Raw genomic sequence first — 13,419 nt, 5'->3', positions numbered from 1 at the left:
CGACGAAGGAGGATCACAGAATGGCGAAGTACCGAGTTCAGAACCCGGCCACCGGCGAGATCGTCGAGACGTTCGACGTGGCGACCGACGGCGAGATCGAGCAGACCCTCGCGGCAGCCGATGCCGCGTACCGCGACTGGCGCGACCGCGGCGTTCAGGAGCGTGCGGGTGCGGTCAAGCGAGTGGCCGAGCTGTTCCTCGAGCGCAAGGACGAGCTCGCGGGCCTCATCGCCCTCGAGATGGGCAAGTCGATGGCCGAGTCGGCCGACGAGGTCGAGTTCGCCGCGTCGATCATCGACTACTACGCCGTGTACGGGCCGGGCCTGATCACCGATGAGGAGATCCCGAGCACGATCCCCGGCAAGGCGATCATCGAACACCTGCCCGTGGGCGCCCTGCTCGGCGTCATGCCGTGGAACTTCCCGTACTACCAGGTGGCCCGTTTCGCGGCGCCGAACCTCGTGCTCGGCAACACCATCATCCTGAAGCACGCCGACATCTGCGCGCGCTCGGCACTCGCGGTGCAGGCGATCATGGAGGAGGCCGGCATCCCGATCGGGGGCTACCAGAACGTGTTCGCCTCGCACGACCAGATCGCGACGATGATCGCCGATCCCCGGGTCCAGGGCGTCTCGCTCACGGGCTCCGAGCGGGCGGGCGCCATCATCGGCGCGCAGGCCGGACAGCACCTCAAGAAGTGCGTGCTCGAGCTCGGCGGCATCGACCCCATGGTCGTGCTCGACTCCGACGACGTGGCGAGCGTCGCGAAGGCGGCGTGGGACTTCCGCGTCTACAACGCCGGCCAGGTGTGCAACTCGAACAAGCGGATGATCGTGATGGACGACATCTACGACGAGTTCGTCGCCGAGCTCCGGCGTCTCGCCGAGGGGCTCGAGCCGGGTGACCAGCTGAACCTCGGCGAGGGGCAGTACGTGCCGATGTCATCCCGCGCCGCCGCAGAGACCGTGAACGCCCAGGTGCAGAAGGCGGTCGCCGCAGGCGCCACGCTCGAGGCCGGCGGCGTGCTGTCGGAGGGCCCCGGCGCGTACTACTCCCCCGCCGTGCTGACGGGCGTGCCCCGCGACTCGGAGTCGTACCGCGAGGAGATCTTCGGCCCGGTGGCGACGGTGTATCGCGTGCACAGCGACGAGGAGGCGCTCGAGCTCGCCAACGACTGCGACCTCGGCCTCGGCGGCTCCGTGTTCTCGACCGACGAAGCGCGCGCCGCTCGTGTCGCCTCGCGACTCGAGGTCGGCATGACGCACGTGAACACCATCGCGGCCGAGGCCGCCGAGCTGCCGTTCGGCGGCGTGAAGCGCTCGGGGTTCGGGCGCGAGATGGGCCCGGTCGGCATCGGCGAGTTCGCCAACCGACGACTCTCCTTCGTCGCGAAGTAGCCCGCGCGGTCGTCGTCGCCGCGGGCTACGCCGCCGTGGCGGCGGAGGCCGCGTCGGTCGACGGCCCGGCGGGCTCGATGCGGAAGGTCAGCTCGAATCGGTCGAGCAGATCGTCGTCGCCGGCGAGCACCGCCGCGCGCGTCGAGTCGCCGGCCAGCACCTCGCGAAGCACCACGGGTTCGAGCTGCAGTTCGAGCACCGCCGACGGCACCGGCTCGAAGACCGAGCGGCGCGGTTGCTGCAGCGCGCCGGGACCGACCGGCACGACGTCGAGCGTGCCGCCGACGACGATCGCCGACACCGAGACCCCGCCGACGTGCAGCACGTACTCGGTCGGCGGCAGCGACGCCGCGGCATCCGCTCGGAATGCGGCGCGGAGGGCGACGGCGAGCGCGTCGTGCGTGACCGCCTCGCCGTCTGCGGGCTCGCCGAGCATCGGCCACCCCCAACGCGCGAGTGCGATGACGACGGGCTCGAGCCCGCGGCCGAGTTCGGTCAGCTCGTACCCGCCGCGCACGGTGGGGATGCGCCGGACGACGCCCGACTCCTGCAGTTCCTTGAGCCGGTCGCTCAGGATGTTGGTCGGGATGCGCGGCAGCCCCGTCTTCAGGTCGCCGTAGCGACGCGGCCCGACGAGCAGGTCGCGGACGATGAGCAGCGCCCATCGGTCCCCGACCCGCTCGAGAGCACGAGCCACCCCGTCGTACTGGCCGAAGCCGCGCGCACCGCGTGTCGCCATGCGGTCGCGCGTCAGGCCGTCGCCGAGGGCGCAGCCGAGCCCTGCTCGGCCATGTACGCGTCGGGTCCCTGCTCGGCGGCCGACGGGTCCATGTAGAGGAATCCGAGGATGTTGCCGTCGGGGTCTTCGAGGTCGCGCGAGTACATGAAGCCGTAGTCCTGCGCTTCGCGCGGCTCGGTGCCGCCGGCGGCGAGGCCCGTGGCGAGCACCGCGTCGACCTCGTCGCGCGAGTCGCGGGTGAACGCGATGCTCGTCTGCGCCTGGGTCTTCGGGTCGATGATCTGCTTGTCGGTGAAGGTGCCGAGGTACTCACGGGTGAGCACCATGAAGTAGATGTTCTCGTCGAGCACGACGCACGCGGCGTTCTCGTCGGTGAAGAGCGGGTTGATGCGGAACCCGAGCGCCTCGTAGAAGCTCTTGGAGCGCTCGAGGTCGGTGGTGGGCAGGTTCACGAAAATGCTGGTCGCGGTCATGATCGCCTCCATGGGATCGTCAGTGGTGTACCGGATGATTCGGGTCTAGCTTGCTCTTTGCAAGTGCACTTGTCAATAGCAAGTGGAACGTGATTCGCGACCGCGTCGCGACCGCGACGCTCAGCGCACGACGCTGCGCCGCACCAGCAGCGCGAGGTGCAACGCCGTCAGGGTCTCGCCGTCGTCGAGGTCGACTCCGAGCAGGTCGCCGATGAGGGCGAGCCGCTGGTAGAACACCGACCGCGACAGGTGCGAAGCGGATGCCGCAGCCGTGCGATTGCCCGGATGCGCGAGCACCGCGCCGAGCACGTCGAGCAGGTCGCCCTTGCGTGCGAGGTCGTAGTCGATGAGCGGCTCGAGCATGCGCTCCCCGTGCTCGAGCAGGCGATGATCGTCGCGGAGCGCAGTGACGAGCCGCATGAGCGGCCGATCGTCCGAGCGCCGCACGACCGGCCCGCGCGCGGAGCGGGACGAGGGACTGCGGGCCAGGTCGACGGCCTCCTGCACCGAGCCGAGCAGGGCGTCGAGTCCGCTCGCCTCGGAGCCGACCGCGAGCACCAGCCGGTCGAGCAGCACCGGGTCGCCCGCCGCGAGTGCGGCGGCGAAGGCGCGCGCCGCGACGTCGTCGAACGCTCGGGAGGCGGGCAGCGACAGCAGCACGATCGTCGCCGACGCCGAAGCGGCGCTCTCGGGAGCAGCTCCGGCGAGCGCCCGCCCGCCGAGCTCGCGAGCCGCGGCATCCGCTGCCGACGCCGTGACCGCACCGCCCGTCACCACGACGCCGAAGAGGCGGGCGCCGTCGAGCGGGAGGCCGGCGGCCTCGACTCGCGCCGCAGCCGCGGGCAGTCCGGCGAATCGGCCGTCGAGCAGGCCGTCGACGAGGCGCTGTCGGCCGATGCGCACCCACTCGTCGGTCGCGCCGTCGGCGAGACGGCCGAGCGCGAGCGCGATCGCCCCCTGCTCGAGCACGCTCGTGCTGCCGGCCGGATGCGCCGGCCCCGGCAGCGCGATGAGGTGGCCCCACCGGATGCCCCGCGCCTCGACCGGCACGATCAGCCACTCGTCGGCCGCGGCGCCGCCGAGGCGCCGCTGCTCGTCGTGCCTGCGGTGCGCCGCCCGCGACCGGGTCTCCCACCGGGTGAAGAGCTCCGCTTCCGCGGCGAGCGGCACCTCGGCGGCGACGACCTCGTGGGCGAGGTTCTCGAGCACGACGGCGGCCCCGAGCGTCTGGGCGAGCTGCTGCACGATGAAGTCGGGCGGCGAGCCGCGCAGCGCGAGCGCGGTGAATCGCTCGCGCACCTCGTCGCGGGCCCGGAGCGCCGCCGTCTGCACCGAGATGATGCGGCTGTGCACCGCCTCGGTCAACGTGACGAACTTCACCTCGCGGTGCAGGGCGACGAGGGCGAGACCGCGCTCGCGCGCCGCCGACTCGACCACTGCCGGCACGTATCGGTAGTGCACTCCGAGCTCGAGCACGAGGCCCGCGACACCCACGTCGACGAGGCCCGCGATGAATCCGGCGAGCTCGCCGGGGTCGGTCGGCCAGCCCGATCCGGTCGAGAGCAGCAGCTCGCCGCCGTTCAGGAGCCGGGCCACGCCCGCGCTGTCGGAGACGTGCGCCCAGCGCACGTGCGCGTCGAGCGCGTCGCCGCCCGAGAGCACCTCGGGGATGCCCTGCGCGACCGCGGGGATCGTCAGGATCTCGCGCACGGTCGGGAGCCCGTCGTCGGCCGGCTCGAGCACCGGACGGTTCGTCTGAATCGCCTCATCTTCGCGACGATCTGCCACCGGATTCGCCTTTCTTCCTCTGACACACTGGGGATACGAAGCCTAGTCGACGTCGGCCATTCTGTCCGAGATCGGCACAGACACCACCGCCGCACTACGTGAAGGAACTGCCCATGAGCATCACCGAGACCGCTTCCTCGCCCGCATCGGCCCCCGAGGTGCCGTTGATCGGACACTGGGTCGACGGCGCCCTGCGCTCGTCGACCTCTGGCCGCACCGCCCCGGTGTACAACCCGGCCACGGGCGCCGTGCAGGCCCGCGTGGCGCTGGCCGACCAGGCCGAGATCGACGCGGCGATCGCGTCGGCGCAGGCCGGGTTCGAGGTGTGGAGCGGCTACTCGATCGCGAAGCGGCAGGGCGTGCTCTTCGCATTCCGCGAGCTGCTGAACTCCCGCAAGGGCGAGCTCGCGGCCATCATCACCGCCGAGCACGGCAAGGTCGTCTCCGACGCGATGGGCGAGATCCTCCGCGGCCAGGAGGTCGTCGAACTCGCCACCGGGTTCCCGAACCTGATCAAGGGCGCCTACTCCGAGAACGTCTCGACCGGCATCGACGTCTACTCGCTGAAGCAGCCGCTCGGCGTGGTCGGCATCATCAGCCCGTTCAACTTCCCGGCCATGGTTCCGATGTGGTTCTTCCCCATCGCGATCGCCGCCGGCAACGCCGTCGTCCTGAAGCCGAGCGAGAAGGACCCGTCGGCCGCGCTCTGGCTCGCCGGGCTCTGGAAGGAGGCCGGCCTGCCCGACGGCGTGTTCACCGTGCTGCAGGGCGACAAGCTCGCCGTCGACGGCCTGCTCACGAGCCCGCTCGTGCAGTCGATCTCGTTCGTCGGATCCACCCCGATCGCCCAGTACATCTACGAGACCGCATCGAAGCACGGCAAGCGCGTGCAGGCGCTCGGCGGCGCGAAGAACCACATGCTCGTGCTGCCCGACGCCGACCTCGACCTCGTGGCCGACCAGGCCGTGAACGCCGGCTACGGCGCCGCGGGCGAGCGCTGCATGGCGATCTCGGTCGTGCTGGCCGTCGAGCCGGTCGCCGACGACCTCATCGCGAAGATCAGCGAGCGCATCGCGAAGCTGAAGATCGGCAACGGCGCGGGCGTCGACGGCGTCGAGCCCGACATGGGCCCGCTCATCACCGACGTGCACCGCGACAAGGTGGCCTCGTACGTCGACATCGCCGAGAACGACGGCGCGACGATCGTGGTCGACGGTCGCGGGTTCACCGTCGACGGCCACGAGGACGGCTTCTTCTTCGGTCCGACCCTGATCGACAACGTGCCCACCACCTCGCGGGCCTACACCGAGGAGATCTTCGGACCGGTGCTGTCGATCGTCCGCGTGGCGAGCTACGACGAGGGCCTCGACCTGATCAACTCGGGCCAGTTCGGCAACGGCACCGCGATCTTCACCAACGACGGCGGCGCGGCACGCCGCTTCCAGAACGAGGTGCAGGTCGGCATGATCGGCATCAACGTGCCGATCCCGGTGCCGGTCGCCTACCACTCGTTCGGCGGATGGAAGCAGTCGCTGTTCGGCGACGCGAAGGCCTACGGCGCTCACGGCTTCGACTTCTTCACCCGTGAGAAGGCCGTGACCGCGCGCTGGATCGACCCGGCCGCGCGGGGTGACTCCGCGCACGGCGGCATCAACCTCGGCTTCCCCCAGAACCACTGAGTCCCGGCATCCACTGAAGAGGCATCCGACATGACCGACACCATCACCGCCGAGACCGAAGCCGTCCACACCGACCGGTTCGGCACGGTGCATCCGCTGCCCGACGCCGCGGCCGAGGCGCAGGTCCGCGCCGACGACCGCGCGCACGTGTTCCACTCCTGGAGCGCGCAGGCGCTCATCGACCCGCTGCCGATCGCCGCAGGCGAGGGCTCGACGTTCTGGGACTACCAGGGCAACGCGTACCTCGACTTCTCGTCGCAGCTCGTGAACCTGAACCTCGGCCACCAGCACCCCGACCTCGTCGCCGCGATCCAGCAGCAGGCGGGTCGGCTCGCGACCATCCAGCCGTCGATGGCCTCGGATGTCCGGGGCGAGCTCGCCCGTCGCATCGCCGAGGTCGCCCCGGGCGACCTCGACAAGGTGTTCTTCACCAACGGCGGCGCCGATGCCAACGAGTACGCCGTGCGCATGGCCCGAGCCGTCACCGGTCGCCGCAAGGTGCTCTCGATGTACCGCAGCTACCACGGCGGCACCGCGACCGCGATCTCGCTCACGGGCGACCCGCGGCGCTGGGCGAACGAGCCGAGCGACGGCAGCGTCGCGCACTTCATGGGCCCGTACGCGTACCGTTCGTCGTTCCACTCGGAGACGCCCGAGCAGGAGGCCGAGCGAGCGCTCGCCCACCTCGAGCAGATCATCGTGCTCGAGGGCGCCTCGACGGTCGCGGCGATCATCATCGAGACGATCGTCGGCACCAACGGCGTGCTCGTGCCGCCGCCCGGCTACCTGCAGGGCGTTCGCGCGCTGTGCGACAAGTACGGCATCGTCTACATCGCCGACGAGGTCATGGTCGGCTTCGGCCGCATCGGCGAGTGGTTCGCGGTCAACGCGTTCGACGTCGTGCCCGACCTCATCACCTTCGCGAAGGGCGTGAACTCGGGCTACGTGCCGCTCGGCGGCGCGGTCATCTCGCAGCGGATCGCCTCGCACTTCGACACCGTCGCCTTCGCGGGCGGGCTGACGTACTCGGGCCACCCGCTCGCGTGCGCCGCCGGTGTCGCGACGTTCGAGGTGTTCGAGCGCGAGGGCATCCTCGAGCGCGTCCGCGACCTCGGGTCGCGCGTGGTCGAACCGCGGCTCCGCGAGATCGCGGCGAAGCACCCGTCGGTCGGCGAGATCCGCGGTGCCGGACTGTTCTGGGCGATCGAGCTCGTGCGCGACCCTGCGACGCACGAGCCCCTCGTCCCCTTCAACGCGGGCGGGGCGGATGCCGCGCCGATGGCGGCCGTCGCCGGCGCCTGCAAGCAGGCGGGCCTCTGGCCGTTCATCCACTTCAACCGGATGCACGTCGCACCGCCGCTCGTCATCACCGAGGAGGAGCTCGTGCGCGGGCTCGACATCATCGACGAGGCGCTGACGATCGCCGACGGCTACGTCGCCTGACGCATCCGAGCTGAACACCCATGCAGGGGTTCCGCGGACACCGGGCTCGAGCCCCGTGTTCCGGAATCCCCTGCATCTCGTCGTTGCGGGGCGAACGACCACGGCTCGGGGCCGTCGACTAGCCTGAATCCCATGGACTCACGGGGGGCGCCCGGCGGCATCGGCCGGCGAACCTTCATCGCCGCCTCGCTCTCGGGGTTCGCGACCCTCGCGCTCGCGAGCTGCACGTGGCCCGAGCCGAGCCCGAGCCCGGTGCCCACGACGCCTCCCCCGACCACGGTGCCGCCCACGCCGACGAACGGCGTGCCGCTGCCGACGGCCATGCGCCGCTCGCGCTGGGGCGCCGAACCGTTCTCGCGCGGTGCGTTCAGCTTCGACTCCGTCGGCAGCACCCCGCAGCTCCGCCAGGCCCTCGCCGAGCCGGTCGAGGCTCGCCTCGTCTTCGCCGGCGAGGCGACCGACCCCGAGCGACCCGGCACGCTCGAGGGCGCCCGCGCCTCCGGCATCCGCGCCGCCGCCGACATCGCCCGGCTCGGCGAGGCCGGCGAACGCGTCGTCGTCGTCGGAGCGGGCCTCGCCGGGCTGACGGCGGCACGCGAGCTCGCCGACGCGGGCTTCGAGGTGATCGTGCTCGAAGCGCGCAACAGGTTGGGCGGGCGCATCCACAGCACGGATGCCACGGGCTTCGACACCCCCGTCGAGCTCGGCGGCGTGTTCACGGGCGACGGCGACGCGCTGATCGACGCGCTGCACGAGGCATCCGTCGACACCGTGCCGTTCACGGCGGATGTCTCGGCGACGACCGCGGCAGGGCTCCGCGTGCCGATTCCGACGACGGGGTCGGACGCCATCGCGACGGCGCAGGAGTGGGCGGCGACCCAGCCCCACGACGTGTCGCTCGCGACGGCGCTGACCGGCTCGGGCGCCACGCCGCTCTCCGCGGTGCCGGATCAGTCGGGGGTGAGCCAGGCCGACTGGCTCGCGCACACGATCAACAGCGGGGTCGCACCGTCGACGGGCGCCGTCACCTCGGCGATCTCCGCCGCGCAGTACGACGCGAACGGCCTCGACCAGCTCGGCGAGCTCGTGACCGGGCGGCTCGCCGACCTCGTCGACTCCCTCGCCGAGCCGCTCGAGATCGCGGTCTCGAGCGTCGTGACGAGCATCGCCTACGACGATCGCCGGGTCAGCCTCCGACTCGACTCGGGTGAATCGCTGACCGCCGATCGCGCCGTCGTCACCATTCCGCTCGGGGTGCTGAAGACCGACATCGTGCGGTTCAGCCCGGCGCTGCCGCTCATGCACCAGCGTGCGATCTCGCTGCTCGGCATGGGCGTCGTCGACACGGTCTGGCTCCGCTTCGACGAGGCGTTCTGGCGAGCGGATGTCGCGGGCGAGACCGAGGCCGAGGCCGACGACGAACCCGAGCTCGCCACGCCGAACGTGCTCACCGTCGTCGGCGAGCTCTCGCCCGTCGCCACGTGGATCGACGTCGGACTCGCGAGCGGTGAACCGATCCTGCTCGGCCTCATCGCTGCAGTGCAGGCGACTCGGCTCGAGGCGCTCGACGATCCGTCGTTCCAGGCGGAGGTTCTGAGCGCGCTCGCGCCCTTCGCCACAGCATCCGATTGATCGCGACGAGTCCCGCCGTCAGCGAGACGAAGATCGCGAGCACGAGCAGGCAGTAGAGGGCGACGCCGACCGGGCCGCCCACCTGCGCCTCGTCGAGGAAGAAGTAGGGGTACCACCCGACGTCCGCCCCGCGGAACAGCGTGTAGACGAGCCAGATCGACGGGAAGAGGAGCGCCCAGCCGACGGTCGACCACGGCACGCGCGGGTTCACGGCCATGATCGCGTCCGTCGTCCATGCGATCAGGGCGAGCGCCGGCACGATGAAGTGCAGCACCGTGTCGGACCACGGCACCTCCATGCGGTAGTCGCGGGTCGAGGCCTGGGCGACGATGACGGCGAACACGATGCCCGAGACGAGCACGTAGACCGTGACCATCGTGCGGAGGATGCCGAGCCAGACCGGGTCGCGCGGTGCGAACAGCGCGAAGGCTGCTCCGATCGCGAGGGTCACGACGGCCGCGAAGGCCGATTGCACGGTGAAGTAGCTGAAGAAGTTCGCAGTGGCGAAGAGCCGGAAGCCGAGGACGTACTGGAAGTTGCCGATGAGCGCGACGACCTCGAGGGCCGCGATCAGCAGACGGAACACGCCGAGCCAGCGCCGGGCCGGCTGCACCCGCTGGTCGGGCTGCACCCGCTCCTCCCGAACCGTCGGTCCGGGGCTGCGAGCGGGCATGTCACAACGCTACGCCCTGCTCGACCGGTGAGCGGGCTCCGGGACCGCCGCGCCGACGGACCCGGCGGGCGGTCAGATCGCGGTGGGCAGCGCCTTCGCGACGGGGACCGGGCGAATCGCGCGAAGCCACTGCTCGGTCTGCGCGACATGCGCGGCTGCGGCCGCCTCCGCTGAGGCCGGGTCGCGATCCACGAGCGCGGCGAGGATCTCACGGTGGCCGCGATCGCTCACCTGCTTCATGTCGGGACCCGTGGGGAGATCGAACATCTGGTACGCCCGTGAGCGGGAGCGGAACGTGCGGAGCAGCTCGACGAGGGCCGCATTGCCGGCGAGCTTCGCGATCGTCTCGTGGAAGAGGGCGTCGAGGTCGGTGCCCTGCTCCCCCTCACGGGCCTCGAGTTCATCGAGGATCGCGCGCAGCTCCGCCTCGCCGGCCTCGGTCATGCGGGCCGCCGCCTGCGACGCGGCGTGGGACTCGAGGACCCGGCGCACCTCGTAGAGCTCGATGAACGCGTCGAACGGCATGAGCTCCACCGTGAGGCTGAGTGCGCCGATGATGTTCGCGGGCTCGAGCGCGGAGACGTAGGTGCCGGATCCGTGACGGGATTCGATCACGCCGAGCGCGTCGAGCATGCGCACCGCTTCACGGAGCGAGCCGCGGGAGACGCCCAGCCGCTCGCACAGTTCGCCCTCGGGCGGGAAACGCTGGCCGGGCGCGAGCTCGCCGGACGCGATGATGTGCCGCAGTCCGTGGAATGCGTCGTCGATCGCGCTCATGCTGTCCGTCTCCTGGTCGGCGGGCCGTGCTGATCAGCTTAGAGGCACGACATTCACTCTAGTCATCTTATGACTTTGTGGTTATAGTCGCCTAGGTCGGCTCAGAATCACCAATACACAACGAGTCATCTAATCTCTTTGCGTGGAAGTGTCCGACATCACCGCTGATGGCTTGACGACAAGGACGACCGCACCAGTGACCACCGCAGCGCCCACCGCCCTCGCTTTCGCCGACGGCTCGCCCGCCTCGACCGGCTGGACTCTCAGCGACACCGCGCTGCACACGAATCACGGGTCGTTCGGCGCCGTTCCGCGGCGCGTGCAGGAGGAGCAGAACCGCCTCCGCGCCGTCATGGACGCCGGGCCGGTCGACTGGTTCTCGACCCTGCCCGCCCGCGTCGGAGACGCCCGACGCGCCGTCGCCGCGATCGTCGGCGCCGCCCCGGAGCACACGGCCCTCGTGCCGAACGCGAGCGGCGGCGCGAGCGTCGTCTACAACAGCCTCACCGCGCCGCCCGGCGCCGAGATCGTCGTCACCGACCACGGCTACGGGGCGGTCACGATGGGTGCCGAACGAGCCGCGCGCCGATGGGGCGGCCGGGTCGTGACCGCACGGGTGCCGCTCGACGCGACCCCCGCCGAGGCGCACGAGCGCATCATGGCCGCCTGCACCGACGCGACCCGGCTCATCGTCATCGACCACATCACCTCGGCGACGGCGCGATTCCTGCCGGTGCACGAGGTCGCGGCATCCGCTCGGCAGCGCGGGATCACGACCCTGGTCGACGGCGCCCACGTCCCCGGACTCTACGACGCACCGCTCGAGGGCCTCGACTGCGACGTCTGGGTCGGCAACCTGCACAAGTTCGCGTGCTCGCCCCGCGGGGCCGCCGTGCTCGTCGCCCGTGGCGAGCTGCGGCACGAGCTGTTCCCCCTCATCGATTCGTGGGGGGCTCCGCACCCCTTCCCGGAACGATTCGACACGCAGGGCACCCTCGACCTGACGAGCTACCTCGCCGCTCCCGACTCGTACGCATTCATCGACGAGCACTGGGGATGGCCATCGGTGCGCGTCTACATGACCGAACTCGCCGACTACGCCGAGGCGCTGATCGCCGAGGCCTTCGCCGAACGCACGGGCGAAGACCACCGCGTCGACGTCGGTGCACCGGTGAACGCCCTGCGCCTGGTCCGCCTGCCGACCGGACTCGCCCGAACCCACCCGGAGGCCGACGCGCTGCGCGACCGCGTGGTGCGCGAGTTCAGCGTCGAAGCCGCGTTCACGAGCTTCAACGGGGTCGGCTACTACCGGCTCTCCACCCACGCGTACAACACCGCGCGCGACTTCGAAGCGTTCGTCGACCGCCTGGTCCCGACGCTCTGCGAGCTCGCCGCGGACGCACGCCGTTGACCTGAACACCCCACCGAAGAACGATCGCACCCACCAGAAATGAGGAGACGAATGGCGAACAGAAAGGTCCTGACCGGGCTCGGCATCGGCCTGGCGGCAACCCTCGCCCTCAGCGGATGCTCCGGCGCCGCTGACGACGGCACCGTCACGCTGCAGATGGTCGAGAGCCTGACCAACCCGGCGCGCACCGAACTGCTCGAGACGCTCATCGACGAGTTCGAGCAGGAGAATCCCGGCATCGAGGTGGAGCTGGTCTCGCCGCCCACCGACCAGGCCGACCAGAAGATCCAGCAGATGCTCCAGTCGGGCACCGGCGTCGACGTCCTCGAAGTCCGCGACCTCACCGTCGGTCCGTTCTCGACGAACGGGTGGCTCGCCGACATGGCCCCCGAGTTCGAGGGCTGGAAGGGGTGGGACGCCCTGACCGACAACGCGAAGAACGTCGCGACGGCCGGCGGCAAGACCTACTTCATCCCCTACGGCTTCTACGGCATCAGCCTCTTCTACCGCACCGACCTGGTGGAGGAGGCAGGGTTCGACGGCGCCCCGGAGAGCTGGGAGGACCTGCTCGAGCAGGCCTCGGCGATCCAGGACCCCGAGGCGAACACCTACGGCTACGCGTTCCGCGGCGGCAAGAACGGCTATTCGAACGCCGCGCTCGTGATCGAGGCCTACGTCGCCGACGACCTCGACCTCGAGAACGCGTACCGGCTGAAGAACGGCGATTCGATGTTCTCGGCTCCCGAGGCGCTCGACGCGATGGAGCTCTACATCGACCTCTTCGAGCAGGCCTCACCGCCGTCCTCGGTGGCATGGGGCTACCCCGAGATGGTGGAGGGCTTCTCCAACGGCTCGACCGCGTTCCTGCTGCAGGACCCCGAGGTCATCGCAGCGGTCGAGCAGTCGACGGCCATCACCGGCGACCAGTGGACGACCGCTCCCCTGCTCGTCGGACCGAGCGGCACGGCGATCCAGCCGCTCGCCACCGCGGGTTGGGGCATCGCCGAGGCGAGCGAGCACCGCGCGGAGTCGGCGAAGCTCATCCAGTTCCTCTCCGAAGGCGACGCCTCGATCCGCTTCACCGAGGGCAACAGCCTCGTCCCGATCCTGAACGGCGCCGACGAGGCGGAGTTCTACAAGACGGGCGCATGGGAGAGCTACCTCACCATGAACGAGCACCCCGAGACGTACATCACCGCCGTGCAGCCGCGCGGTGTGTCCTGGTGGACCGAGTGGGCCGACAAAGCCGACGCGGAACTGCAGCAGGTGCTGATCGGCCAGCTCACGACCGAGGAGCTCCTCGCCAGCTGGGACGCCTACTGGACCGAGAAGTGGGCCGCCGAGTAGGCGGCGGATCCGACGACCGCAGATGTCCCCCCAGATGACGACCGTCGAGGAGCGCCCGCC

The 13,419-nt window shown here is 70.6% G+C and carries 11 protein-coding genes; 6 read left to right on the top strand and 5 right to left on the bottom strand.

Going from position 1 to position 13,419, the window contains the following annotated elements; translation table 11 throughout:
- The first annotated feature begins 20 nt into the window (after nt 1-20).
- On the top strand, nt 21-1,397 hold the full coding sequence (locus tag ACFTQE_RS07890; RefSeq protein ID WP_376924526.1) for an NAD-dependent succinate-semialdehyde dehydrogenase: 1,377 nt from the start codon (nt 21-23) through the stop codon (nt 1,395-1,397).
- A gap of 25 nt (nt 1,398-1,422) precedes the next feature.
- Here the strand turns inward: ACFTQE_RS07890 and ACFTQE_RS07885 are convergent, their stop codons facing one another.
- From ACFTQE_RS07885 to ACFTQE_RS07875, 3 genes are all read right to left on the bottom strand, one after another.
- A complete protein-coding gene (locus tag ACFTQE_RS07885; protein WP_376924525.1) occupies nt 1,423-2,136 on the bottom strand; it encodes a winged helix-turn-helix transcriptional regulator in 714 nt (237 codons plus the stop codon).
- Between the two features lie 11 nt (nt 2,137-2,147).
- Nucleotides 2,148-2,609 carry a VOC family protein gene (locus ACFTQE_RS07880; protein WP_375837887.1) on the bottom strand — a complete coding sequence of 154 codons (462 nt, stop codon included), beginning with the start codon at nt 2,607-2,609 and terminating at the stop codon, nt 2,148-2,150.
- Between the two features lie 120 nt (nt 2,610-2,729).
- Nucleotides 2,730-4,397, bottom strand: coding sequence for a PucR family transcriptional regulator (locus ACFTQE_RS07875; protein ID WP_376924524.1), 1,668 nt, complete (start codon nt 4,395-4,397; stop codon nt 2,730-2,732).
- Between the two features lie 113 nt (nt 4,398-4,510).
- Between ACFTQE_RS07875 and ACFTQE_RS07870 the strand changes: the two genes are divergently transcribed.
- The 3 genes from ACFTQE_RS07870 to ACFTQE_RS07860 all read left to right on the top strand — a co-directional run bounded on the left by ACFTQE_RS07870 (nt 4,511) and on the right by ACFTQE_RS07860 (nt 9,151).
- Nucleotides 4,511-6,076, top strand: coding sequence for a CoA-acylating methylmalonate-semialdehyde dehydrogenase (locus ACFTQE_RS07870; RefSeq protein ID WP_376924523.1), 1,566 nt, complete (start codon nt 4,511-4,513; stop codon nt 6,074-6,076).
- Nucleotides 6,077-6,106: 30 nt separating this feature from the next.
- Nucleotides 6,107-7,519: an aspartate aminotransferase family protein gene (locus ACFTQE_RS07865; protein ID WP_376924522.1), complete on the top strand. Its 1,413-nt coding sequence runs from the start codon at nt 6,107-6,109 to the stop codon at nt 7,517-7,519.
- A 132-nt stretch (nt 7,520-7,651) separates the two neighbouring features.
- A complete protein-coding gene (locus ACFTQE_RS07860) occupies nt 7,652-9,151 on the top strand; it encodes an FAD-dependent oxidoreductase (RefSeq protein ID WP_376924521.1) in 1,500 nt (499 codons plus the stop codon).
- On the opposite strand, the gene ACFTQE_RS07855 is transcribed toward ACFTQE_RS07860, so the two are convergent.
- Both ACFTQE_RS07855 and ACFTQE_RS07850 read right to left on the bottom strand, forming a co-directional pair.
- Nucleotides 9,048-9,824, bottom strand: a complete 777-nt coding sequence (locus tag ACFTQE_RS07855; RefSeq protein ID WP_376924520.1) for a Pr6Pr family membrane protein — start codon at nt 9,822-9,824, stop codon at nt 9,048-9,050. The two genes, ACFTQE_RS07860 and ACFTQE_RS07855, sit on opposite strands and share 104 nt — an antisense overlap.
- Nucleotides 9,825-9,896: 72 nt before the next feature.
- Complete coding sequence (locus ACFTQE_RS07850; RefSeq protein ID WP_376924519.1) at nt 9,897-10,601, bottom strand: FadR/GntR family transcriptional regulator; 705 nt, start codon at nt 10,599-10,601, stop codon at nt 9,897-9,899.
- Nucleotides 10,602-10,797: 196 nt separating this feature from the next.
- On the opposite strand from ACFTQE_RS07850, the gene ACFTQE_RS07845 reads away from it, so the two are divergent.
- Both ACFTQE_RS07845 and ACFTQE_RS07840 read left to right on the top strand, forming a co-directional pair.
- On the top strand, nt 10,798-12,012 hold the full coding sequence (locus ACFTQE_RS07845) for an aminotransferase class V-fold PLP-dependent enzyme (protein ID WP_376924518.1): 1,215 nt from the start codon (nt 10,798-10,800) through the stop codon (nt 12,010-12,012).
- Nucleotides 12,013-12,063: 51 nt separating this feature from the next.
- Nucleotides 12,064-13,359 (top strand): ABC transporter substrate-binding protein, encoded by a 1,296-nt coding sequence (locus ACFTQE_RS07840; protein ID WP_376924517.1) that lies wholly within the window; start codon nt 12,064-12,066, stop codon nt 13,357-13,359.
- The last annotated feature ends 60 nt before the right edge of the window (nt 13,360-13,419 follow it).

It is taken from the genome of Agromyces sp. NPDC056965, from assembly GCF_042673425.1.
In the GTDB taxonomy this organism is placed as follows: Bacteria; Actinomycetota; Actinomycetes; order Actinomycetales; family Microbacteriaceae; genus Agromyces.
Note: the sequence above shows the minus strand (reverse complement) of the source record. Positions and strands in the feature narration are given on the sequence as shown.

Coding starts and splice junctions, on each gene's coding strand:
- ACFTQE_RS07860 (WP_376924521.1), top strand. CDS start 7,652: ATGGACTCACGGGGGGCGCCCGGCGGCATCGGCCGGCGAACCTTCATC.
- ACFTQE_RS07870 (WP_376924523.1), top strand. CDS start 4,511: ATGAGCATCACCGAGACCGCTTCCTCGCCCGCATCGGCCCCCGAGGTG.
- ACFTQE_RS07855 (WP_376924520.1), bottom strand. CDS start 9,824: ATGCCCGCTCGCAGCCCCGGACCGACGGTTCGGGAGGAGCGGGTGCAG.
- ACFTQE_RS07885 (WP_376924525.1), bottom strand. CDS start 2,136: ATGGCGACACGCGGTGCGCGCGGCTTCGGCCAGTACGACGGGGTGGCT.
- ACFTQE_RS07840 (WP_376924517.1), top strand. CDS start 12,064: ATGGCGAACAGAAAGGTCCTGACCGGGCTCGGCATCGGCCTGGCGGCA.
- ACFTQE_RS07880 (WP_375837887.1), bottom strand. CDS start 2,609: ATGACCGCGACCAGCATTTTCGTGAACCTGCCCACCACCGACCTCGAG.
- ACFTQE_RS07850 (WP_376924519.1), bottom strand. CDS start 10,601: ATGAGCGCGATCGACGACGCATTCCACGGACTGCGGCACATCATCGCG.
- ACFTQE_RS07890 (WP_376924526.1), top strand. CDS start 21: ATGGCGAAGTACCGAGTTCAGAACCCGGCCACCGGCGAGATCGTCGAG.
- ACFTQE_RS07865 (WP_376924522.1), top strand. CDS start 6,107: ATGACCGACACCATCACCGCCGAGACCGAAGCCGTCCACACCGACCGG.